Origin of the sequence: Pseudoalteromonas sp. J010 (genome assembly GCF_003934235.1) — a bacterium.
Classification (GTDB): Bacteria; Pseudomonadota; Gammaproteobacteria; order Enterobacterales; family Alteromonadaceae; genus Pseudoalteromonas; species Pseudoalteromonas peptidolytica.
This window is the reverse complement of sequence record NZ_RDBW01000028.1, coordinates 1-22,678: the sequence shown is the minus strand read 5'-3', so window position 1 is coordinate 22,678 and position 22,678 is coordinate 1. Positions and strand designations below refer to the sequence as shown.

At 41.3% G+C, this 22,678-nt stretch carries 17 protein-coding genes and 1 pseudogene; 13 read left to right on the top strand and 5 right to left on the bottom strand.

Features of this window, described 5'->3' with window-relative positions; translation table 11 throughout:
- The first annotated feature begins 5 nt into the window (after positions 1-5).
- The 3 genes from gap (at position 6) to EAG18_RS22190 (ending at position 2,538) form a co-directional block, all read left to right on the top strand.
- The gene (gap, locus tag EAG18_RS15055) at positions 6-1,010 is read left to right on the top strand and encodes a type I glyceraldehyde-3-phosphate dehydrogenase (RefSeq protein WP_125253204.1); all 1,005 of its coding nucleotides are present in this window, start codon (positions 6-8) and stop codon (positions 1,008-1,010) included.
- A gap of 167 nt (positions 1,011-1,177) precedes the next feature.
- A complete protein-coding gene (gene adk / locus EAG18_RS15050) occupies positions 1,178-1,822 on the top strand; it encodes an adenylate kinase (RefSeq protein WP_125253203.1) in 645 nt (214 codons plus the stop codon).
- Positions 1,823-2,388: 566 nt separating this feature from the next.
- Entirely contained in the window at positions 2,389-2,538 is a 150-nt protein-coding gene (locus EAG18_RS22190) for a hypothetical protein (protein ID WP_161972780.1), read from the top strand.
- Between the two features lie 471 nt (positions 2,539-3,009).
- Here EAG18_RS22190 and EAG18_RS15045 read toward each other — a convergent pair whose 3' ends face one another.
- The 4 genes from EAG18_RS15045 to cmoA all read right to left on the bottom strand — a co-directional run bounded on the left by EAG18_RS15045 (position 3,010) and on the right by cmoA (position 7,180).
- A complete protein-coding gene (locus EAG18_RS15045) occupies positions 3,010-4,332 on the bottom strand; it encodes a hypothetical protein (RefSeq protein ID WP_125253202.1) in 1,323 nt (440 codons plus the stop codon).
- 208 nt (positions 4,333-4,540) lie between these two features.
- Entirely contained in the window at positions 4,541-4,960 is a 420-nt protein-coding gene (locus tag EAG18_RS15040) for a hypothetical protein (RefSeq protein ID WP_125253201.1), read from the bottom strand.
- A gap of 517 nt (positions 4,961-5,477) precedes the next feature.
- Positions 5,478-6,446 (bottom strand): tRNA 5-methoxyuridine(34)/uridine 5-oxyacetic acid(34) synthase CmoB, encoded by a 969-nt coding sequence (gene cmoB, locus EAG18_RS15035; protein WP_125253200.1) that lies wholly within the window; start codon positions 6,444-6,446, stop codon positions 5,478-5,480.
- Between the two features lie 8 nt (positions 6,447-6,454).
- On the bottom strand, positions 6,455-7,180 hold the full coding sequence (gene cmoA, locus EAG18_RS15030) for a carboxy-S-adenosyl-L-methionine synthase CmoA (protein ID WP_125253199.1): 726 nt from the start codon (positions 7,178-7,180) through the stop codon (positions 6,455-6,457).
- A 115-nt stretch (positions 7,181-7,295) separates the two neighbouring features.
- Here cmoA and EAG18_RS15025 point away from each other — a divergent pair, with 115 nt between their 5' ends.
- Positions 7,296-7,973, top strand: a complete 678-nt coding sequence (locus tag EAG18_RS15025) for a DUF3334 family protein (RefSeq protein ID WP_125253198.1) — start codon at positions 7,296-7,298, stop codon at positions 7,971-7,973.
- 392 nt (positions 7,974-8,365) lie between these two features.
- Here EAG18_RS15025 and EAG18_RS15020 read toward each other — a convergent pair whose 3' ends face one another.
- Positions 8,366-12,097, bottom strand: a complete 3,732-nt coding sequence (locus tag EAG18_RS15020) for a response regulator (protein WP_125253197.1) — start codon at positions 12,095-12,097, stop codon at positions 8,366-8,368.
- A gap of 103 nt (positions 12,098-12,200) precedes the next feature.
- Between EAG18_RS15020 and EAG18_RS15015 the strand changes: the two genes are divergently transcribed.
- The 9 genes and pseudogenes from EAG18_RS15015 to EAG18_RS14970 form a co-directional block, all read left to right on the top strand.
- The gene (locus EAG18_RS15015) at positions 12,201-13,322 is read left to right on the top strand and encodes a hybrid sensor histidine kinase/response regulator (RefSeq protein ID WP_125253196.1); all 1,122 of its coding nucleotides are present in this window, start codon (positions 12,201-12,203) and stop codon (positions 13,320-13,322) included.
- Between the two features lie 383 nt (positions 13,323-13,705).
- Positions 13,706-14,548, top strand: a complete 843-nt coding sequence (locus EAG18_RS15010; protein WP_125253195.1) for a 2OG-Fe(II) oxygenase family protein — start codon at positions 13,706-13,708, stop codon at positions 14,546-14,548.
- Between the two features lie 317 nt (positions 14,549-14,865).
- Positions 14,866-15,777: a BadF/BadG/BcrA/BcrD ATPase family protein gene (locus EAG18_RS15005; protein ID WP_125253194.1), complete on the top strand. Its 912-nt coding sequence runs from the start codon at positions 14,866-14,868 to the stop codon at positions 15,775-15,777.
- Positions 15,777-16,904 carry an N-acetylglucosamine-6-phosphate deacetylase gene (gene nagA, locus EAG18_RS15000; protein WP_125253193.1) on the top strand — a complete coding sequence of 376 codons (1,128 nt, stop codon included), beginning with the start codon at positions 15,777-15,779 and terminating at the stop codon, positions 16,902-16,904. Before EAG18_RS15005 ends, nagA begins: the two co-directional genes overlap by 1 nt.
- 414 nt (positions 16,905-17,318) lie before the next feature.
- Positions 17,319-18,452 (top strand): DUF5009 domain-containing protein, encoded by a 1,134-nt coding sequence (locus EAG18_RS14995; protein WP_125253192.1) that lies wholly within the window; start codon positions 17,319-17,321, stop codon positions 18,450-18,452.
- A gap of 282 nt (positions 18,453-18,734) precedes the next feature.
- A complete protein-coding gene (nagB, locus tag EAG18_RS14990) occupies positions 18,735-19,529 on the top strand; it encodes a glucosamine-6-phosphate deaminase (RefSeq protein WP_125253191.1) in 795 nt (264 codons plus the stop codon).
- 147 nt (positions 19,530-19,676) lie between these two features.
- Positions 19,677-20,579 (top strand): NAD(+) diphosphatase, encoded by a 903-nt coding sequence (gene nudC, locus EAG18_RS14985; protein WP_125253237.1) that lies wholly within the window; start codon positions 19,677-19,679, stop codon positions 20,577-20,579.
- Positions 20,580-20,581: 2 nt separating this feature from the next.
- Positions 20,582-21,760 (top strand): cystathionine beta-lyase, encoded by a 1,179-nt coding sequence (locus EAG18_RS14980; protein ID WP_125253190.1) that lies wholly within the window; start codon positions 20,582-20,584, stop codon positions 21,758-21,760.
- Positions 21,761-22,459: 699 nt separating this feature from the next.
- A pseudogene (locus tag EAG18_RS14970) lies at positions 22,460-22,669 on the top strand (transposase); the annotation flags it as partial.
- Positions 22,670-22,678 lie beyond the last annotated feature (9 nt).

Below are 22,678 nucleotides of genomic sequence, written 5' to 3'. Positions count from 1 at the left end.
TTATCATGATTAATATCGCAATTAATGGCTATGGACGTATCGGTCGTAATGTACTTCGCGCACTATACGAGTCAGGTCAGAATAAAGACATTAAAGTTGTTGCCATTAACGATCTTGCACCTGCAAACGTAAACGCGCATCTAACTCAGTTTGACTCTGTACACGGTCGCTTTCAGGAGCAAGTTGTACTGAATGACAATACATTGGTTATTGGTGGAGATGAAATTACGTTAACCCAAGAGCGTGATCCTGCAAACCTACCTTGGAAGGCATTGAATGTCGATATCGTGCTGGAGTGTACGGGGTTGTTCACTTCTCGCGAAGCCGCTGCAAAGCACATTGAAGCGGGCGCTAAGAAAGTGATCGTTTCTGCACCGGGTACTGATATGGACGCAACGGTTGTTCATGGCGTTAACAGTGAAGTACTTAATGCTGAGTCAACGATTATTTCTAACGCATCTTGCACCACAAACTGTCTTGCGCCTATTGCCAAAGTGTTAAACGACACTATTGGAATTGAGCAAGGTAGCATGACGACTATCCATGCTTACACGAACGACCAGAACTTATCTGACGTATACCACAAAGATTTGTACCGCGCTCGAAGCGCAACACAATCGATGATCCCAACAAAAACAGGCGCAGCAAAAGCAGTAGGCCTTGTGCTGCCTGAGCTGGCGGGTAAACTAGACGGCATGGCGGTTCGCGTGCCAACTATCAATGTATCGCTAGTTGATTTAACTTTTGTTGCTAAGCGCGAGACGTCAAAAGAAGAGGTCAACGCGGCAATTAAAGCAGCTGCTGAGGGCGTAATGAGTGAAATCTTAGAGTACAATGAGCTACCTCTGGTTTCGATCGATTTTAATCATAACCCAGCTTCTTCGGTATTTGACTCAACGCAAACCAAAGTTGATGGCAAACTTGTAAAAGTGATGGCTTGGTATGATAACGAGTGGGGCTTCTCTTGCCGCATGTTAGACCAAGTGAAGGCACTAGGTACATTCTTATAATCAGGATTAATTTCTGACCAAAAGCTCTGTTAATCGCAGAGCTTTTTTGTTTTTACGAGAAAAATGACCATTCTGCCTTATCAATTGGTATAAGTCCCTTGAGGATTGGCAGCGTATATGGAAAAATTCACACACAAATACCAATAACTCCAAACGAGGATTTAATTATGCGCATCATCTTGCTAGGCGCACCGGGTGCAGGTAAAGGTACTCAAGCTCAATTTTTAATGGACAAGTATGGGATCCCTCAGATCTCTACAGGTGACATGTTACGTGCCGCAATTAAAGAGGGAACACCACTGGGTCTTGAAGCGAAAAAAGTCATGGATGCCGGTCAATTGGTGTCTGATGAAATTATTATCGGCTTAGTTAAAGAGCGCATTGCTAAAGAAGATTGTGCAAACGGCTTCTTGCTTGACGGTTTTCCACGTACTATCCCACAAGCTGATGCAATGAAAGAAAATGGCATCAATGTAGACCATGTCATCGAGTTTGACGTTGCGGATGAGATCATTGTTGAGCGTATGAGTGGTCGTCGTGTACACCCAGGTTCTGGCCGTGTTTACCATATTGTTTACAATCCGCCTAAAGTTGAAGGCAAAGACGATGTGACAGGTGAAGACCTTATCATCCGTGATGACGATACAGAAGAAACAGTACGTAAACGCCTAGCAATTTATCACGAGCAAACTAAGCCACTTGTAGATTACTACAGCGCTGAAGCGGACGCCGGTAACACGCAGTATCACAAACTTGATGGTACTCAAGCTGTTGATGCGGTCAGCAAGCAGCTTGGTGAGCTTTTAGGCTAAAGTTTCCAAATCGAAATTAAAAAGGAGCTAATTTTAGCTCCTTTTTTAGTATATTAACCTCGCAACAAAAAGAATATTTAAGTCTCCTAAAAAGGTAAAAGTTTCACTCTACATGCCTAAGCTCCAGTTCTAGCGAGCAGTTTGCTAGCAAATCCAGACTGGCCTAGCAATTTTCATAGATTAGCAGGTGTTACGGTACAGTTGCTTCCTCTCAGCTAGATATAGTGAAGGTTTTTAGCAGTAATAGTTGGTTAAGTTCGGATCCTGGTGATCCACACCTTCACAAGGTGTTGTATTCATCCAGAGAGATTTTTTAATTAAAGTAGTTGTTGAAAGCTTAAAAAAAGCTGTATGCAGTATACCTTAGAGCAACTAGCGGATAGGGGCTCAGGTCGTTTACTCGTCACCTGAGTAACAAGTCTTTCTAACGCAAATTCATACGTTCCGTATTAAAAAACAGGACAATTTAAAAGCAAATGTTTGCTAACCATCTCAATGTTGTTATTATTTTTTTACTTGCAATGTAAGCAAGTTGAAAATTCAGATTGTCATTAAGGATAAAAAAAATGAAACTAAAAGTAAAAAAGAAAAACATGTTAAATCTATCTGATAACAAGTCATTAAACCAAAAACTGACACCGCAAGTTGCGGGAGGCGGATTTACTTCCAGTTGGTTTAAAGAGTTAAGTAAGGCATATTGCGACATTGCAAAATAACTTAAACCATGGGTGATAAAACAACTAGGTAGGCTTCTCTTATAGTGTAAAGATAAGACTTGCCATTAAGGGTTGATATATCTACATGATTTGGAGCGTTTTAGCTCCTTTTTCACTTTATTTCTTGCTTAGAGATGAGCATAAAGCCGTATGACATTCGTACTATCCTATTGTTTTGATTAGTCACAAAACTTCTTATTTAGAACAGCTTAGAAGCAAAATTTTTGCCTTGCTTACAGGACGTAGTTACCGCGGTAATAGCAGGACGCGGGCGTGGTGTTATCGACAAGACTTTCTCGCCTCAACATAGACCTCTTAATTAAGATAATTGGTTTAAGGCTGCTATAGCGATGGTGTTAATCGATAGTGGGAATTACAGCTAAGAGGCTCTCAATGGAAGTTAGATGATATAAGTCGAGCTTCTGAGCTTTTTACGCGTTTAAGCTCGCCTCATATCACCTTTAATAAAGCTTAATTGGAGTTAAGTTCAAACTCTATTCTGATGGAAGCGCCACCATCATATATACCACTGTCTATCGATTGTTCGTATGTTTGGCGTTGAAACACATTGATAAGGTCAATGTAATTACCTTCATGATTATAATCGTAAAGGTTAAATGAGAGGTACATAGAACTTTCATCCATCGTCTCATCAGTGAGAATATCACCAAATTCCAAATCAGGGATTGTTCCTTTAGCTTCAGAGTTGATATACCAACTTACCGCACCATGCTTGTAATCATTAAACCCTATCATATATTGTACTCTGTCAGCACTGGGTACAGCGTTGGTGTAATCATAAGATAATACGTTACTATTTGATGATACTAGGGCATTAACAAAGCTGTTTGAAAACTCATAACCAACATCGTAGGCCGAAATCTTCTGCGGTTGATCGAAGTGACCATTTTCGTCGATATGCTGATATGCAGCATTAAAGCTCTTAAAATTACCCTCTGCAAAGCTGTTTTCCTCAAAGCTCACAAGAGAAAGTAAATTGGTATCGGCAATAGAGGGGTAGATATAAAGATTATCTTTGGTTCTATATGAAACTTGATGAAAAACAGAGCGGTTATCAATGGCACCACGTATGTTAACAGTCCCCATACTATGCTCATCAATGTGTGAGTAGTCGACTTTAACGCCTTGATGAATAAAGTCAGACTCTTTTACACTGATTGCTCCGGAAGAGAGATCAAATTTCGCCGCTTTTGAGCCGCCAAAGTATGGCGTTTTGATTGAAAGATAAGCGAGTTTATCCTCGCTACACATTGGCAATACGTCATCAGCAACATCAATATGAATTGGGCGGCGATTTACCCCCTCCAAAATAGCATCAGGTGTAGATATTTTAAGTTCAGAAATATCGACTTGCGCCTCATATGTACATGAACAAGAGTCATCACTGTTATAAAAACTGAGTCTATCTAGTGTTAATCCGTTAGAAACATCAAGATACGTGTCGACATAAGTCACCTTTTCACCATCATTGTTTTTCATTGGTATTATGACAGAGATATGTTGTGTCCCTTGGGGAATATCGGTATCTATCTTCCCTTGATTGTCAGATTTTGTGGTACCGTTTACGGCACCATCAAGTTTATGGAATACAACATCAAAAGCTGGTCGAGTGACTTCACCGCACGAGTTAGTCACGCTAGTCATTGTTGTGAATTTTGCTAGAGCAGCACTGCTGCTTCCTGAACCTTGTGTACTGTTGTTATTATTACTACCGCCACAAGCTACTAATGAAGAGATAAGCGCAAGCGCGATGAGTGTTTTTGTAGTTTTCATTGATTTAGTCCATTATTGAATCAGTGCAGATGCTACCCAAAACCAGGAACAAAGTATAGCGCTGTTTCGGACTTATCCTTGATAATTACTATATAAATTAATCGATTATAAACTTGTACTGTTTTAGAGTAAGAAGCAAAAAAGATTTCTACTTACTAYGTAATCTGGTGTTTGGGTGCTGGCTAAATCATTGCTTCTTCTACATACCTTATTCCAAATTAAACACTTCTTTGAAATGATCCCATAAGCCCAGTGATTCACCAGCAAAGATATCAATACCTAGCCAAGACTTTAATAAGTAAAGCGCAACAAACAAGATCCCAAGCAAAATAACACTGAAGACAAGTAGCGTGATTAAAAAAACGATAGCGGCGGTAACACGTTCGCTCGAGCTTAGCTTGCGCCTGTTTACACCGCCAAGGAAAACAAAATAGAAACTCCAGGGTAAGAATGGCAGTGCTAATGTCGGCCTAAAGTCAATCTTATGGTTGTTCCAACTACGCGTATCCATTGCTTTTTGTAGTGCTTTGCGTTGTTTGTAACTAAAGCTGGCAGCTATATCAGGATCCATTTTCTTTAACAGTTGCCGCACATGGGTATATTCTTGATCTGATTTATTTACAGCCATTTAGTCTCCTTTTATGATGAAATAAGCCATGTAATGACAGCTGAGCTTTGTGTGGGGTACCTGAACAGAAGGCTTTTAGGCTGATCATGATCCCATTTTTTACGGATTACTTCTCGCTTGTTTCAAAGCTAGGATTACCTGCTCCCCAAACTCTCAGGTTTTTTTAGCCACTGCTCTGGTACTATTGATGAATAGCCATTACAGTGCCGGTTTTATAAATGGATGCGGTAGTATGTTCGATGAGCGATAAAAGTAAGCCTGCTCACCTATTGTCCAAAATGTTGGTTACTTATTACATATAGTGTAGTTCGACATATCTTACTATCAATATTAACGGTCAATCTAAAATACTGAGCTTGGGTGGGGTGCAACAGCTTCGCTTGGATTAAAGGGGGGAGGTTGATTTGTAAGCTATTACAACGATAAACACATTGGAGCTTATTGTTTTGTAGAGCTAAATATCATAGCTTACCTAACCTGCAGAATGCAGGCTAGGCAAATTTGCACATTAACTTCCTTACGCCTTAGCAGTAAAAATGGCGCGAAGTGGAGCCGGATAGCCTTCTATCGTTTTGCTTGGGTCATCAGGGTCTAAAAAGTCAGCAAGTGACTCTGTTTCCATCCACGGGGTCTGGCGCTGCTCGTCCAATGACGTCACATCCCGGTTAACAACTTTAATGTCTTTGAAGCCAACTCGCTCCAGCCATAAGGTTAGTGCATCACAACTTGGAATAAACCATACGTTACGCATTTTTGCGTAACGATCGGTGGGCACCAATACCGTGTTAACATCCCCTTCAACGACGAGAGTTTCTAGTACCAACTCGCCGCCTTTGCGTAGTTGAGCCTTAAGCTGAGCTAAAAAATCAATCGGGGAACGACGGTGATACAAGACACCCATCGAAAAAACGGTATCAAAGGCTTTAAGCTCTGGCAATTGCTCTACACCAAGCGGTAATAGGTGAACATTAGGGTCTGGATTATAGTGCTTGATAGTTTGAAATTGACATAGAAATAGGTCAGATGGATCTATACCGACAACCAGTTCTGCACCTTCACCACGCATACGCCAAAGGTGGTAGCCTGAGCCACACCCAATATCAAGCACATTGCGGCCTTTTAAATCGCTAATGTGTGGTAACAATCTATCCCACTTCCAATCACTGCGCCATTCTGTGTCAATATGTATACCATGCAGGTGAAATGGCCCTTTTCTCCACGGCATCATACGCTTAAGAAGGTGTGTCAGTTGCTTTTGGTGACCTTCGCTGATTTCTTCTACCGTGCCAATTTCAACTTTTGTAGTGATGTTGACATGCGAAGTAGAAATGTCAGGTAAGTTTTTAAGTACTTTTTCCCATTTTGGCCAGTCTCCATGCTGCGCTTCTTTTTGCCAATGACTTAGCTGCGCAGGAAGTGTTTCGAGCCAATGGCTCAGTGGTGTCTTTGCTATGGTAGCGTAAAAGTCAGTAAACCAATGATTCATAATTGCCTCTATTTTATAGCTACCAGTGAGCAGAAGTTAAAACATTGATACCAGACTTGAGTTTGACTAAAGCCAATATCTTCTAATCTTGTCAAATGTGTGCTCAAAGAGTCTGTGCGCATCACGTTTTCAATCGCTGTACGCTTTTGGCTGATTTCCAATTCGGAATAGCCATTGTGACGTTTAAAGTCATGATGGAGATCGATCAATAAATTGTCTTTAATGTCATTTTCCCCACGAATTTTTTCGCTCAATAGTAATACACCACCGGGTTTTAGGCCCTGATATATCTTCTCAAGCACCGCATTGCGGTTTTCTGGTGGAATAAACTGTAGCGTGAAATTCATCGCAACCACCGAGGCGTTATTAATTTCTATTTCATTAATGTCGCCTAAAATGACAGAGACGGGCACATCAGATTTAAAGCCTTTTAAGTGAAGTTTACAGCGTTCAGTCATTGGCGCAGAATTATCTACAGCGATAATGTGACAATTTTCTTTGCCGATGTTTCTGCGCATACTTAATGTCACTGCACCTAAAGAGCATCCTAAGTCATATAAATTGGAGTTACTTTGTGTATATGCACCAGCAAGTTTACCCATTGTACTGACTATCGTTGCATATCCAGGCACGGATCGCTGGATCATGTCTGGAAATACTTCGACAACATTTTCGTCAAAAGTAAAGTCTTTTACTGCTTGCTCAGTGGCATAAATACTGTCTTTGCCCGTCACATTAAATCTCTCTTTGAAAATAATCTCGCTATTTTAGCATTTTATGCTGGATAGTCAGTGATAAATTCAGTAGCTTGGCTACTATTAATGATAAGAAGTAAATATGAGATAAAAAATGGCGAAAAACAAAGTGATTAGCACAGAAGATATTCTTTCAACTCTATGCCACTCGGTAACAGAAGTGCTGTCGTCGGCAAGCGGCAATCAAATAAGCTATTCTGCAATGGTACAAAAGATTACCCGTACTTGTATGAGACCAGATATTGGCTGCTTTGTACTTTTTGATGGTGGATTTACCGGTTTAGTTGTGACCAATTTTACGGCGCAAGCTGCGATGGAAGTTTATACTGACTATATGCGTAACATGGGTATGCCTGAAGACGAAATTGCACATAGCCATTTGTCAGATGACGTTGCAAATGTTTTAGGTGAGCTGATGAACCAAATTGTTGGTGATTTTACCAACAAGGTTCGCGAGCAGCTACATACATCTATCACACAAAACCAGCCCAAGATGATGGCGATTAATAAACAAGTACAAATCTCAGTTGATACGACCATGGATCGACCGCAAGCGCGACGTGTTACTTTTACCACGCAAGGTCAAAATATTTTCTATCTTGAGTTAGCGATGGATAAGACTGAGTTTATTAAACTTCACGACTTTGACATTGCAGAGTCTGTAGATCCGGATGATATCATTGCAAGTCAAGCGGATAAAAAGACGTCAACAAAAGCTGCACAGGAGCAAGACACTGCTGATGATGATTTTATGGATCAATTAGGTCTGTAAACGGGTAGCATTTTTTTATTGTTGCTGTGTAGACTCTGCGGCCAAGTTACCATAAAGATGCACATGTCATTACGTATGTAGCTGCACCTATGGTGGCTGGGTTGCACGATTGCAAAGCATTATATAGCAGTCAAACAAGTTGGATGAGGTAATGGCTCTTGTCATTACTCACTCAAATGTCAGACTGCATAGTCATCTATGCTTTTTTTGGGCTATGTTTTGGCTGAGGTGTTAAGCTCTCGATAAAAGTGCTTTTAATGCTGAGTTATATTGGCAGATGTACTGTTTGCTGTGCCTTAGGCTGAAGTAGTAAGTCTTTAGCCTTTTTCAGTTTTCTCCCTTGTTTGGCTTAATGCAGTAGAGTGCGCAGAAGTAATAATTGGATTGTTGAATTAGTGGACGGAGCCCTTATCGATATTTAAGTCTTTAGCTTCCTCAACACGCTTTATTGACGTTAACATCATGTATGCCTCATTAAACTCGAAGCGTGCAATAGCCGTTTTTAGCTTCTGTAACTCTGCCTCCGATAAATAGCTACTGGCCGTTATGGTATCGACTAACTCAGTCGCTTGGGTATCGTAATCTCTCAGTGCTCTAGCCAATTGTATTAGCTCCTCTAGCTGGCTATTCTCGCTCTTCGTCACGCTGTTACTGGCCTCCGATTCTATTACTTTATCTTGCTTGCGACGTAACTGACATTGCCCCAGCGCATATTTTACGTACTTGATAAGCTCATCTATTTCTTGTGCTTTAGGTGGGTTAATATCAAGTGAGGATTCAATTTTTTTGAATTCAGTGACTAATTTTACAATAGATAAATTAGCACTCGCGCCTTTTAAGGCGTGAAGCATACTTTGTGCAAGTTCCAAATTTTCTATTGCCAATGCTTGTTTTAAGTTGATGAGCTCTTCAACTTGCTGTGAAAGAAACTTTTCAAGAATATCAAAATAAACTTTTTGATTTCCGGCAGCACGGGCAATACCTTCTGAAATATCAATACCGTTAAACTCAATAGTTTCCTCTGATATCAAAGTTGATGTCGTGGTCACGATGTCGTTTTGTAGATCGTCTGGCTCAAGTGGTGGTAGCGAGTGGTTGACTTGTGTGTATTGTAAAATACGCTCTACTAATTGCTTCACGTCAATGGGTTTAGTTACGTGATCATTCATTCCAGCATCAATACAAATTTGTATGTCCTCTTCCATTGCATTTGCCGTCATCGCCAGCACAGGTAAGGTGTCTTTATCATACTCTTTTCTGATCTTTTGCGTAGCAGTGATACCATCCATTATTGGCATTTGCATATCCATTAGCACAATATTAATGTGCTTGCTTTTGAGTCGCTCAATCGCTTCTTTGCCATTATCCGCAACTACGACATCTGCACCAAAATTTGACAGTATTTCAACTGCAATTTCTTGATTTACAGGTTGGTCTTCGGCGACTAAAATCACAATTCCCTGTAACGCATCATTAGGTATGGATTGCGCTTTTTCGACAACGTTTCCCCTTACTGTGGTTGAACCAAAAAGTGCTGTTTGTATGATATCGATAAGGTTTGATGGATTTATTGGCTTCAATAACACGCCATCAACTAAACTTGCCTGGGTGTCTGTCAGGTGCAATTCTCGTCCGTAAGCCGTGACCAAGATTATTTTACTCTTTAACTCAACAAGTTGAGAGTGAATTTTACTAATTAATTCTATACCATCTAATTTTGGCATGTGCCAGTCAACAAAAATAAGGTCCGGCTGCTCCTTGGTTAGTATAAAGTGGTTTAGCGCTTTATTGGGATCTTGGTAAGCACTGATCTGCATTCCAAAGTTTTTCAGCATACCGCCTAACACATCTAGTGCATGTTGGTTGTCATCGATGATGATGGCTGTTGATTTTGATAAGTAGTTAGAGAGGGGTTTTGTTTTATTAATCTCATCGCTAATCTCCATTTCTAGGGTAAAATAGAACTCGGAGCCAATACCTTCTTCACTTTCTACGTAGATCTCTCCTCCCATGAGTTTGACTAGTTGTTGTGAAATAGTTAGGCCTAAACCAGTACCACCATATTTCCTCGTAATTGAATTATCGGCTTGAGAAAATGATTGGAATAAGTTTCTCTGCTGGCGTTTGTTCATCCCAATACCAGAGTCTTTAACACTGAACTTCATTTTGGCAAGCGTAGTGGTGCAACTCACCAAAGTTACTCGGATCACCACTTCACCTTTGTCGGTAAACTTGACAGCATTTCCTGCGAGGTTGATAAGGACTTGGCTTAATCTAAATTGGTCGCCAATGACACAATAAGGCACTTGAGGGTCGACATCAAAAACTAACTCTAGTTGTTTCTCTTGTGCTTTTACGCCGATAATAGTGGCAACGCTATCGAGTAATTTTTCAGTTGAAAAAGCTTGGTATTCTAGTTCTACTTTACCTGCCTCTATTTTTGAGAAATCTAGAATGTCGTTAATAAGCCGCAGTAGCTGTTTAGCGGCAACATCTATTTTAGAGATATAATCATGCTGTTTTGCGCTTAATTCGCCCGATAATGCCAAATGGGACATCCCTATAATTGCATTCATCGGTGTTCTTATTTCATGGCTCATATTTGCCAAGAACTCGCTTTTTGCTTTTGCTGAATGTTGTGCAGAGTCTTTTGCTTCAATGAGCTCACGCTGTAATTGATTACGCTCTGAAACATCTAAGTACATACCCACGATACCTATTACATCGCCATCCTCATTGAAAAATGGCGCTTCGTATACGATTAATTCGCGCGCGTTTTCTTGACCATCTAGTAATAACACTTCATAGGTTTGCTCGTGTGATGAACGAATGATTTCAGCGGCTTTCGATTCAAATAAACTAGCTACCCCTAAATCAAACACTTCGTCTATCCTGGCACCAATAACATCAACTTCAAATTGGTCAAGGAGAGTTAAAAATGCTTTGTTAATACCCATAAATACACCTTCAGTAGAACGGTAGTATGTGGGGTTTGGGATGGCATTTATGATGTGATGAGTGAGTTCTAGCTGCTCGCCCAAGGCGGACTCTGTTTTTTGTTGTTTCTCCATATTTTCGTTAATGACCAAAGCCAAACTTAAGTCTTTACAGAGATACTCCAAAGCATCAAATTGACTCTCACTTAACGTCTCTGCACTACCGATAAAAATCACATAAACAACTTGGTTATTTATTGTCAACGGCAAGGTATAGCGCCCTTGTATTTTTATCTCAAGATGCTTTGCTTTAAGCCACAACGGCTCGATAAGTATTTGAGATGTGTTTTGATAGGCACACTGAGTTAAACTTGATTCAATTACAGAATAATCCAGCGTAACTCCATGTGCACGGCACAAAGAAAAGGTTTGAGCATCTTGGTGTATATATAAAGCAGTACAAGGTGAATTAAACTCGTTGGCAATAAATGAGAGCGCGTGCTCAACAATTGCGCTTGAGCCTGTGATTGATTTTAGTTCTCTATTATACCTTTCGATTATTGCAGCTGAACGTAACTTTTGATTTTGTGTAGCGGTAGTCTGATGAATCGAACGGATCAGTTCTTGGATTTCAGCATCTCCTTTGGAGAAGGCCAAATCAAGTGTATCAGGACGTTCGGATTGGTTTTGTAAGCTTCTGATTATGCTGTATAACGGGGAAAAATGCTTGGCTCTCATATGCCAAATAAAAGCCGCTAAACAGGCGGCAACAAAAAAGATAGTTAACGAGACGGCAATCAGTAATTGAAGTTGTTGATTATGTACTTTTTCAATCTCAGTGTTTGCCAATATCGGCAGCTTGTCTATGGCGAGTCTATATGTCTCAGGGAAGCTAAGTTGTGCCTGAGGATCAGAAGCGAAGTGAGAAGCTAAACTTTTTTGTGCTTCGTATAGCTGATCCAGCATAAAAGGCGTAGGGGGCCTTTTTGGAAATTTCAGATTATCTAGCCATTTTGTATCCCGTTCTTTTACGTACATCTCTAGCGATAAATGGTTTTGATAGGAAGTCCTCAAATCGTTTGCAATCAAGCGCTGTGATGTAGTGGCGTGAAAGAGCAAAGCTGCGCCGCCAAGTACGCCTAACAAAGCGAATAGGGCGATCCAACTTAGTAACGCTTTTGAAGACATAAGCTATTATTTATGCGTGAATTTATATTTAACCATAGTCGCGATATATGATTTCTCAAGCTATGCTGTTAAAAGTGTCCTGTTCAGGGAGTGGGTAACGTGAATGGCTGATATTTTAATTGTTGATGATATGCCGGAAAACCTCCAAGTATTACAACTTATTCTCCGTAAAGAGGGGTTTAAAGTGCTAGCGGCAAGGGGCGGAGATATTGCCCTCAGCATCGTTAAGAAACATCATCCAGCCTTAATAGTCACCGACATTAAAATGCCAAATATGTCTGGCATCGAGCTCTGTAAAACGTTGAAATCGAACGCAGTGACAGCCGGCATTCCAGTTGTCTTTGTTAGCGCTTACGAAGACAGTGAGAGTTTAGTTCAAGCACTTTCCGTAGGTGGCGTGGATTACATCACCAAGCCGTACAAGCCAAGTGAGATCATAGCGCGAGTTAACACCCAATTTAAATTGATTGAGGCGCAAAAATTAGCGGTTAAACAACAGCTATCGAACACTATTAATCAGATGATGATAGGTATTGCACATGAACTCAACACACCACTTGGCACAAGTATTACCTCGTCTAGCTATTTAAAAGAGATAGCACAAAACTTACAACAAGCATTGACATCACAAACGCTGACACAAGCACATTTAGTTGATGGTTTTGAGCAAATGAAAGAAAGTTGCGAGTTGTGTATACGCAATTTAGAGAAAGTAGCAAAATTTGTCAGCCTACTAAAATCAATATCGCAATCAGAAAGGGACTGTGTTCGTGCGCCTACAAAGCTGTTTGATATTGAGAACCGCTTACACAACAGTTTTTCGAAACAGAATGTTAAAATCGAATTTATTACAGAAATCGTAGCTAATTTATATCTTGATGGTCAGGCGTTACTTGAAGTGTTTGAGAATCTAATTGAAAACTCGATAGCACACGCGTGGTGTTCACCTGAACATAACGTCACAATTAGCTGTCAACACCTTGGCGAACTGCTTCATATCTCTTATGTTGACTACGGCGTGGGCCTAAAAGGTATTTCAACAACTGAACTCCTTAAACCTTTTATTACGACAAAACGAGGTAACGCTGGACATGTTGGATTGAGCGCCAATTTAACTGCTAACTTGATTTCAGGGGCGTTACAAGGCGAATTTGACGTAGATAATACTCCACTAGGATTGGAGTGGCGGATCCGTATTCCGGTTAGTGCACCTGATTGTGATTGATCTGTGTCAAAGTAGTGAGCTCTATTAGGAAAAGCGGACATAAGTCCTTATGTCATTGCCGCTAATTCAATAAGCTCGCTCGCTGTTAAAACGTAATCTGGAAAAGTCACCTGCTATGTATTGAATTAGCGTCACTGACTTATCTAAGAATTATCGACAACACGATCGTATAAGGGCTTTTTTAGCCTTTGCTGTTGCTGTTTTGAGAGGTAAGATTTGATTTACCCCTCAAGCATAAACCCCTAGGTTAACAGACCCGATAACATACGCCTTACCTTCTACTAGGTACGCAGTGTTGAGATGACACGGGAAGTGAGTTATTTACCGAAACAATGTGTTTAGGTAAATAACCATGAATTACTAATAATTTTGGTGGAACCATTATGCAACAGTTACCTACCGTAGACTATCAATCGCCAAATGCTGCGAAAGAATTTGTAGAGTCATTAAGAAATACCGGTTTTGGTGTATTAAAGAATCATCCAATCCCTCAAGAGTTGGTTGAGTCAATCTACAAAAATTGGCAAGAATTTTTTAATTCAGAAGAAAAGCATCAATTTCTTTTTAATAAAGAAACACAAGACGGTTACTTTCCACCAGAGGTGTCAGAAGTAGCAAAAGGCTTTACCGTGAAAGATATTAAAGAATACTTTCATGTATATCCAAAAGGTCAAGTACCAGCTCAATTAGAATCTGAGATCCGTGAATATTATCGTTTGGCGAATGAGTTTGCCCAAACGTTATTAAGCTGGGTTCAATCAGAGGCACCAGAAGAAGTAAGAGCAAAGTTTTCGATTGATCTAAAAGACATGATCAGTCAATCAGAGCAAACGTTATTGCGTATTCTTCATTATCCGCCAATGACAGGTGACGAAGAGCCTGGTGCTATTCGTGCAGCCGCTCATGGAGACATTAATCTATTAACTGTGCTTCCTGCAGCAAATGAGCCAGGTCTACAGGTACAAAGACAAGATGGTAGTTGGTTAGATGTGCCATGTGATTTTGGTTCATTGATCATTAACATTGGTGATATGCTACAAGAAGCATCTGGCGGGTATTTCCCTTCTACTATTCACCGAGTGATCAATCCAACAGGCAAAGCATCGACTAAGTCACGTATTTCACTGCCACTGTTCTTGCACCCAAGACCAGATGTAGTGTTGTCAGAACGATACACGGCTGATAGTTACTTACAAGAACGTTTGAAAGAGCTAGGTGTTAAATAACCTCTGTTTTGAGCGTAACACTACTCAGTGGTGCTAGCTTTGCCTAGTGCCACTTTGGTTTTTTACTCGAAAGGCTGAACTCATTTCTTTCTCTAATTTCTCATCCTCGGTTATATTATTTCTGTAATTTTTGCTGTTTTTCCCTGACAATTTGCTCAAACTATGCAATATTCATTTTTTCAAAATGAATAAATTTCTTGAAAAAAATAATGACAACGCTGTCATTTGTTGTGTAACATCAATTCAACATGAATAAAAAACCGCGTCTAACGAAAATAATAACGTGGTGTAATCCAGAATAGAGTAGGGGTCTTTACATGATGGCTAAACAGGTTAACCAAGACCAACTATACATCGGTGTCGATGGTGGTGGAACAAAGTGCCGTGCAACTATTTATTCTCTTCAACATGGCATTTTGGGTACCGGTCTGGGAGGCCCTGCTAATCCCTTACATGGATTAGAGCGCACACTTGAATCTATTATGGTATCGACTCAAATGGCATTACAAGATGCGGGACTTCGTGTTGAGCAGGTTCATGAACTTAATGCCGGCCTTGGTCTCGCAGGTGTTAACTTGCCGCTGTTGTATGACAAGATTATGCAGTGGGAACATCCATTTAAACAGATGTTTCTTACCACCGATTTACATACTGCATGTATTGGGGCACATGAAGGTAGTGATGGTGCGGTCATTATTACGGGGACCGGTTCTTGTGGTTTTGCTTTGGTCAATGGCAAAACAGTCAACTATGGTGGACATGGTTTTGCTCAAGGCGATATGGGCAGTGGCGCATGGATGGGGCTAGAAGCAGTTAAAGCTGCCTTACTTGATCTTGATGGACTAGGTGAGAAAACAACGTTGAGCCAAGTATTGTTAGATCATTTCAGTGCTAAAGATGCGATGGGAATTGCTGAGCAAATGGCAGGGCAACCTTCAAGTGGTTATGCAAAACTTGCCCGATATGTGTTAGATCAGGCTAAACAAAACGATGACATCGCACTTTCAATAGTGAAGTCTGGCGCAGGATATATCAGCCGCTTGGCGAAGCGTCTGCTTGAACTGAATCCACCCAGATTGTCTATGATCGGTGGGTTATCTGAACCATTACAAGCTTGGCTTGACCCAGAAATCGCAAAGCAAGTCCAGCTACCTAAGCAGCCGCCTGAAATGGGGGCTATTTACTTTGCTATTCAAAGTGCAGGTCAAGAATTACAAAAGGCGAACTAATGACGACTCAATGTTACTTTGCTCCAGAGCTTTTTGATGGCGAAAGTTTTAGGAAAGATGTTTACTTCAGTGTAAATAACGGTCGAATTGAACATGCTAATGAATCGCAGGTGACCGATGCTTTGACATTATCGGGACTAGTTGTACCTGGTTTTATTGATGTTCAAGTTAACGGTGGTGGTGGCGCATTTTTTAATGCAGAGCAATCCACAGAGTGTCTAGAAAAAATAGTCAGGGCACATGGGAAATTCGGCTCTACAGGGTTGGTGCCTACACTTATCACAGATAGAATCGAAGTGATGCAGCAAGCCGCCGACGCCACTGCACAGGCTATTGCAGCGGGTCAACCAGGAGTACTTGGGATCCACTTTGAAGGGCCTCATTTGTCCCACCCTAAAAAAGGCACTCATAGCGAACAGTTTATTCGGCCAATTTCAGAGGAAGAATTTGCCGTATACGGCCGTCAAGATTTAGGGATCAAGATGGTTACTTTGGCACCTGAAACTGTTCCTCTTAGCGACATTGAACGTTTGATTGCACTTGGCGTAAAAGTGTGTATTGGGCATTCAAATGCAGATTACGAAACAGCAAATGCAGCACTTAACGTTGGTGTAGATGGATTTACTCACCTTTTTAATGCAATGTCCGCATTTACCTCACGCGAACCTGGTGTTGTTGGAGCGGCGCTATGGGATGACAATAGCTGGTGTGGCTTGATTGTTGATGGTCATCATGTGCACCCATTGTCCGCACAGCTTGCCATTCGTACTAAGCAGCGCGGTAAAGTAATGCTTGTGACAGATGCTATGCCACCTGTTGGTACAGATGACACCGAGTTTGACTTTTTTGATGGTAGGAAAGTGATCCGTACAGGCGATCGTTTAAACTCAACAACAGGAGAGCTTGCAGGCAGCGTATTAGATATGGCAAGTGCGGTACGCAATACTGTCAATACGCTTAACGTGAGCCTAGCTGAGAGTTTACGTATGGCTTCCCTATACCCTGCACAGTATCTTGGTTTATCTCAAAAAGGGCATCTAAGATCGGGTGCTGATGCCGACTTTGTGGTACTCGACAGGCGTAACTTGCTTGTTGAGCAGACCTATATCGCAGGGCAGGTGATATAACTGTTCTGTAAATGATTCATGGTCGAAATGACCTTGTAGATTTCCCTGATAAAACCCCGCAGCTGTATCGCGGGGCTTTGTTTTTTGTGTTTAGCCGATATTCGATATGGATGGTTCAATAACTAGAGCTGGTAAACCAATTAGTCTTAATACTTACTAAGTTTGCAGACGTAAATCGGTCGCTAACTTCGTTAAAACTTCTTATCTAGAACAACTAAATAGCAAGATTTTTGCTTAGTTATAGACAAGTTCTTTTCGTCTCAAAATAGTAAGCTTAACTAAGATAACTATTGGTATCGCTTCGATTTACTTTATGGTGGGATAGCGATTACACGCATTGTGAATACACTTTACAGTCAGTCGGTTAGTTTGATTGAACTACCTATCATTATGTTTTAAAACGGATAAATAACCATGGCAACTAATAATAAACCAAAGCGACTTGCGTCTTTAGACGCCTTGCGTGGCATGGATATGTTCTGGATCTTAGGTGGCCAGTCAATTTTTGCTGCACTATTTGTATTGACCGGATGGCAAGGGTGGAAAGCTTTCGAAGCACATACGATCCACAGCCCCTGGCATGGTTTTACTTTTTATGATCTTATCTTTCCACTATTTATCTTTTTATCAGGTGTAGCAATGGGCTTATCGCCCAAGCGTATTGATCATCTACCTTTTAAAGAGCGTCAACCGTTTTATATCAAAGCACTGAAGCGCCTCTTATTACTGTGTGGTTTTGGCGTGCTATATAATCATGGTTGGGGTACGGGGATCCCAATGGATCCAGAAAGTGTTCGTTACGCGAGTGTCTTAGGTCGGATCGCGTTTGCTTGGTTCTTTTGTGCTTTACTGGTTTGGCACACTAGCTTGCGAACATTGGCCTATGTAGGTATTGGTATATTGTTATTCTATTGGATTTTGCTTTGCTTCATTCCTGTCCCCGGTGGACAAGCCGGCGACTTAAGTGCAAACGGTGTGGGTAGTTGGAATGCGTTTATCGACACGTATCTACTTCCAGGGATCAGTTATCAAAATCGTCCGATTGACCCAGAAGGTGTGCTATCTAGTTTACCTGCCATCGTTAATGCTATCGCAGGGGTATTTGCAGGTCGTGCAATTGCTAATGCACACACTCAAGGTGAGTGGAAAACGGTAGCTATTCTAGCAGGCTCTGGGATCGTTGCGTTAGCACTAGGTTGGATTTGGGATATGCAGTTTCCTGTTAATAAAGAGTTGTGGACGAGTTCATTTGTGCTCGTAACCGTGGGCTGGAGCGCGATCCTGTTAGCAGTATTTTATGCGGTTGTAGATATACTGAATTTTCAGCGCTGGGCGTATCCCTTTGTTATTATTGGAGCCAACTCTATTATTATTTATTTGGCGTCGAGTTTAGTGGACTGGAGCTTTATTAGTAAGAGTGTGTTTGGTGGGATTATTACTGCTGTACCAGCTGCATGGCAGCCGCTAATGGCTGTTTTTGCGTTATTGGCAGTGCAGCTTCTGGTGCTTCACTGGATGTATAAACGCCGCATTTTTGTAAGTGTATAGCGGCCCTCGGTGGTTATCAGCAGCTCAGGTTAATTAGTAAAAGTGCCCACTATTGTGGGCTTTTTTATACCTGCTGAATATATAGCGTAAAAAATATCCATGTTTTTTTTCACTTTTGCTTTACAAGAGAATTATTTCTGATAATAATGACAGCGTTGTCATAATGGTAATAACCTAATGCTGTGTATCCCAATTAGGTTCGATCTGGCCTTGTCTTGATTGCACGCGAGACAGGGTTCAGATCCCATTTTATTCTAATCATCTCAACATTTGGTTAATCGTATGCAAGTAGTCATTTTAAAAGACGCTACCGAAGTGGCAGCATATGGTGCAGACATTTTTACAACGCAACTAAAGCGTAAAGCTAACTCTGTGTTGGGATTAGCAACTGGTTCAACACCAGTTGCTTTGTATCAAGAATTAATTAAGCGTAATCAAGCAAATGAAATTAGTTTTGCTGAAGTTACCAGTTTTAACCTAGATGAATATTTAGGTTTAGATGGCTCACATCCACAAAGTTATCGATATTTTATGCAGCAGCAGCTGTTTGACCATATCAATATTGATAAAAGTAATACGCACGTTCCCCCAGGTGACGCAAAAAATCCAATTACGGCGTGCGGCGAGTATGAAGCGCGTATTAAGTCAGCTGGTGGAATTGATGTACAGCTTTTGGGCATTGGCAGAAATGGCCACATTGGTTTTAATGAGCCATCGTCAGGATTAACTTCACGTACTCGCGTAAAGACCCTAACGAAAGCAACAATTGATGATAATGCACGATTTTTTAAAGCTGATGAGTACCAGCCACATTTATCCATCACAATGGGTATTGGCACTATTTTAGATGCTAAAAAGGTAGTGTTGCTAGCAACCGGTGAAAACAAAGCTGATGCGGTTGTTGCGATGGTAGAGGGGCCGTTAACTGCCGCATGTCCGGCCTCAGCGCTACAAATGCACCGAGATGCAGTGATCGTTATTGATGAAGCTGCGGCATCTAAGCTAAAAGACATTGAGTTTTATAAGCATATTGAAAACGAGAATCAAAAGTTGCTGGATTATCTTGCCTCTCTGTAGTGTGAAATCACACTGTAGTTTTCGAAAGCCCATTTATGGGCTTTTTTTTTGCCAGCATCTTTGCGCTGTGTTAGTTTTAATCTCTCTAAGAGATGGCTAATTTGGTCCGAGAAATGAGGGAATAGGGGCTTGTTGTATTACACTCAAATGACATTAGACAGAGCATCTAACGAACGAAAAGATAAAAATTGGTTATTGTCCCAAATGGGCGATAAGAGTCGCTGGCTATTAATTCAAGACGACGCAAATTTAGTGCACATTCAAGCTAACGAATTATATTATCTTTCTCGAGCAGATGTTTCCGACTTAGCACTTCAAGATGCGATATTTTTAGGTCGTGATGAATCGCACAGTTACTTTGCTCTTGATGTTTCTAAGCAACGAGACAAACTTTCTTTTATTGATGCTGAGTCTGAGTTTATCGACATGCGTCAGGTAGGTCGCAATTTGCCAAAACAGCAAGGCTCGATAGGAGTGCTCGCTCGGGGCTTATGTTACTGGCATAAAACCCACTGTTTTTGTGGGCGCTGTGGACAACCTAATAAAATGGTTGAAGCAGGTCATGCAAGGCGCTGTGTGAATCCAGAATGTCGACATATGACGTTTCCCCGTACAGATCCTGCCGTTATCATGCTTGTAACGCATGTATTCCCCGATGGTATTGAACGCTGCTTATTGGGTCGTCAGGCCATTTGGCCTGAGGGCGTATTTTCAACACTGGCGGGGTTTGTTGATCCGGGGGAGACTTTAGAGCAAGCAGTAATAAGGGAAGTGATGGAAGAAGCGGGAGTTGAAGCATACGATGCCACTTATATTGCCTCGCAGCCATGGCCATTTCCGTCTTCACTTATGCTCGGATTTATCGCAAAAGCGAAAACCACAGAAATCTTTGTTGAGCAAGATGAGCTTGAGCAGGCTAGATGGTTTTCACGGGCGGAGATTAATACATTTTCAGAGTGGGGCGATACCAAGCCCGGCTATAAACTGACCAGAGAAGACTCTATCTCCAGATATTTAGTTGAATACTGGCGTGCACAACCAGAAGAGTAATTATGAAAAAGCATACAAAAATTGTTGCTGCTGGAAGAAAAGCAGAATATACAGCAGGGGTGGTAAATCCAGTCGTTCAGCGCGCTTCGACTGTAGTGTTTGAAAGCGTTGCTGAAATGCAAGAAGCAATAAAAGGTCGTGGCCATCGTACACTGTTTTATGGTCGGCGAGGCACCAACACCCATTTTGCTTTGCAAGATGCCATTGCAGAGCTTGAAAATGGCGCGGGTTGTGCCTTGTACCCGTGTGGGGCAGCAGCAATTGCACAATCGCTCTTGTCGTTCTTGAAAGCCGGAGACCATCTACTGATGGTGGATACTGCTTATGAACCCACCAGAGATCTCTGTGACAAGTTACTGAAGGGTTACGGAATAGAGACCACCTACTATGATCCAATGATTGGCGCTGGTATTGACGCGTTAATTCAAGACAATACCAAAGTGTTGTTCTTAGAGTCTCCAGGTTCAATCACGATGGAAGTACAAGATGTGCCAGCGATGGTTGAAGTTGCAAAGCGCCGTGGCGTTATCACTATGCTTGATAATACGTGGGGTAATGGCTGGCAGTTTAGGCCACTTGATCACGGTGTTGATATTAGTATTCAAGCAGCAACAAAATATATTGTTGGACATTCGGATGTAATGATGGGCGTAGCCGTTGCAAACGAGCGTTATTGGCCCGAATTGAGAGAACACTCTTATTTATTGGGGCAATGTACCTCCGCAGATGATGCTTATTTAGCGCTGCGTGGATTACGCACTATGCCCGCGAGATTAAAACAACATGAACAGTCGGCAATGACTGTGGCCAAATGGCTTGACGCACATCCACTTGTCGATCACGTTAGACACCCAGCTTTTGAAACTTGCCCCGGTCATGAGTTTTTCAAGCGCGACTTTGATGGCAGTAATGGTTTATTTTCAATTGTAATGAAAGAAGGTAGCCAAAAAGCGATTAATCGTTTCTTGGATGCCTTATCCCATTTTAAAATGGGCTTTTCATGGGGGGGATACGAGAGTTTGGTTACAGCCAATAAAACCATGGAGCATTTGCGATCAGCCACAGGTTGGACACTTGGTCCCGTTATCCGCCTTCACATAGGTCTTGAAGACGTAGAAGACTTGATAGAAGATTTAGAACACGCACTTAAGGTCTACGAACAAAATCTTGGTAAACCTTAAAACCTCGGCTCAACTTATCAGTATTGGGTACTTCATTTTAAAAGAGGTACCTCGGATTTATTGAGCCACAATAGCTCTTGGATCAAGACTGAAAACTGTGGAGAGCAATACCAGTTTGGTGCAGTTTAAGCGTGAAGCACAGGGAACCTTCAAAGGGTGGATATGTCTAAGAGTTACGTCATAAAAGTATTGCAAACTGAATTCRAGGAAAGGTGATGAAATTAAACAGACTGATTATGTTACCGATAATCTCACTCAGCGCTTGTGTAGTAATGCCTGTTCAAGATACTGGTCACACCAACAAGTGCGAGATTTCATCGGATAGAAAAACCCTAAAGATAGTAGATGTCGCAGACGAAACTAATACGTATTATTCCGTGAGTGGAATTATTTTAACGCCAATACTCGTTCCTACTACCGCAGTTCTTTCGGGGTCTTATATGCTGATAAATAATACCTATCGTCTTGGGGAAGAGACGATAAAATGCGAAAGCAAATCTTAAAAGTAACTACAGACTTGTATAATTGTTGCGTTGTGTTTTGGTTTAAGCACTGCGCAATGCTCCAACTATTTAAACCAGACAACTATTTAAACCAGACACCCACCTATTTAAACCAGACACCCACCACTAATTTGCACCTTCCTAAGATACCGCCTAAGCTTTAATTCTGCACTCAATGGATTGAGGAAGCAAAACTATGGCGACCGCCCGTAAAAGACAAATCAGTTTAACCGACACCAAATATTATCACTGTATCTCCCGTTGCGTCAGGCGCGCATTTCTCTGTGGCGAAGATAAATTTACTGGTAAATCATACGAACACCGCAGGGATTGGGTTGAAGAAAAGCTATTGATGTTGGCTTCCGTATTTTGTATTGATGTCTGTGCTTATGCCGTGATGAGTAATCAGTAATCA

Coding starts and splice junctions, on each gene's coding strand:
- gap (WP_125253204.1), top strand. CDS start 6: ATGATTAATATCGCAATTAATGGCTATGGACGTATCGGTCGTAATGTA.
- adk (WP_125253203.1), top strand. CDS start 1,178: ATGCGCATCATCTTGCTAGGCGCACCGGGTGCAGGTAAAGGTACTCAA.
- EAG18_RS22190 (WP_161972780.1), top strand. CDS start 2,389: ATGAAACTAAAAGTAAAAAAGAAAAACATGTTAAATCTATCTGATAAC.
- EAG18_RS15045 (WP_125253202.1), bottom strand. CDS start 4,332: ATGAAAACTACAAAAACACTCATCGCGCTTGCGCTTATCTCTTCATTA.
- EAG18_RS15040 (WP_125253201.1), bottom strand. CDS start 4,960: ATGGCTGTAAATAAATCAGATCAAGAATATACCCATGTGCGGCAACTG.
- cmoB (WP_125253200.1), bottom strand. CDS start 6,446: ATGAATCATTGGTTTACTGACTTTTACGCTACCATAGCAAAGACACCA.
- EAG18_RS15025 (WP_125253198.1), top strand. CDS start 7,296: ATGGCGAAAAACAAAGTGATTAGCACAGAAGATATTCTTTCAACTCTA.
- EAG18_RS15020 (WP_125253197.1), bottom strand. CDS start 12,097: ATGTCTTCAAAAGCGTTACTAAGTTGGATCGCCCTATTCGCTTTGTTA.
- EAG18_RS15015 (WP_125253196.1), top strand. CDS start 12,201: ATGGCTGATATTTTAATTGTTGATGATATGCCGGAAAACCTCCAAGTA.
- EAG18_RS15010 (WP_125253195.1), top strand. CDS start 13,706: ATGCAACAGTTACCTACCGTAGACTATCAATCGCCAAATGCTGCGAAA.
- EAG18_RS15005 (WP_125253194.1), top strand. CDS start 14,866: ATGATGGCTAAACAGGTTAACCAAGACCAACTATACATCGGTGTCGAT.
- nagA (WP_125253193.1), top strand. CDS start 15,777: ATGACGACTCAATGTTACTTTGCTCCAGAGCTTTTTGATGGCGAAAGT.
- EAG18_RS14995 (WP_125253192.1), top strand. CDS start 17,319: ATGGCAACTAATAATAAACCAAAGCGACTTGCGTCTTTAGACGCCTTG.
- nagB (WP_125253191.1), top strand. CDS start 18,735: ATGCAAGTAGTCATTTTAAAAGACGCTACCGAAGTGGCAGCATATGGT.
- nudC (WP_125253237.1), top strand. CDS start 19,677: ATGACATTAGACAGAGCATCTAACGAACGAAAAGATAAAAATTGGTTA.
- EAG18_RS14980 (WP_125253190.1), top strand. CDS start 20,582: ATGAAAAAGCATACAAAAATTGTTGCTGCTGGAAGAAAAGCAGAATAT.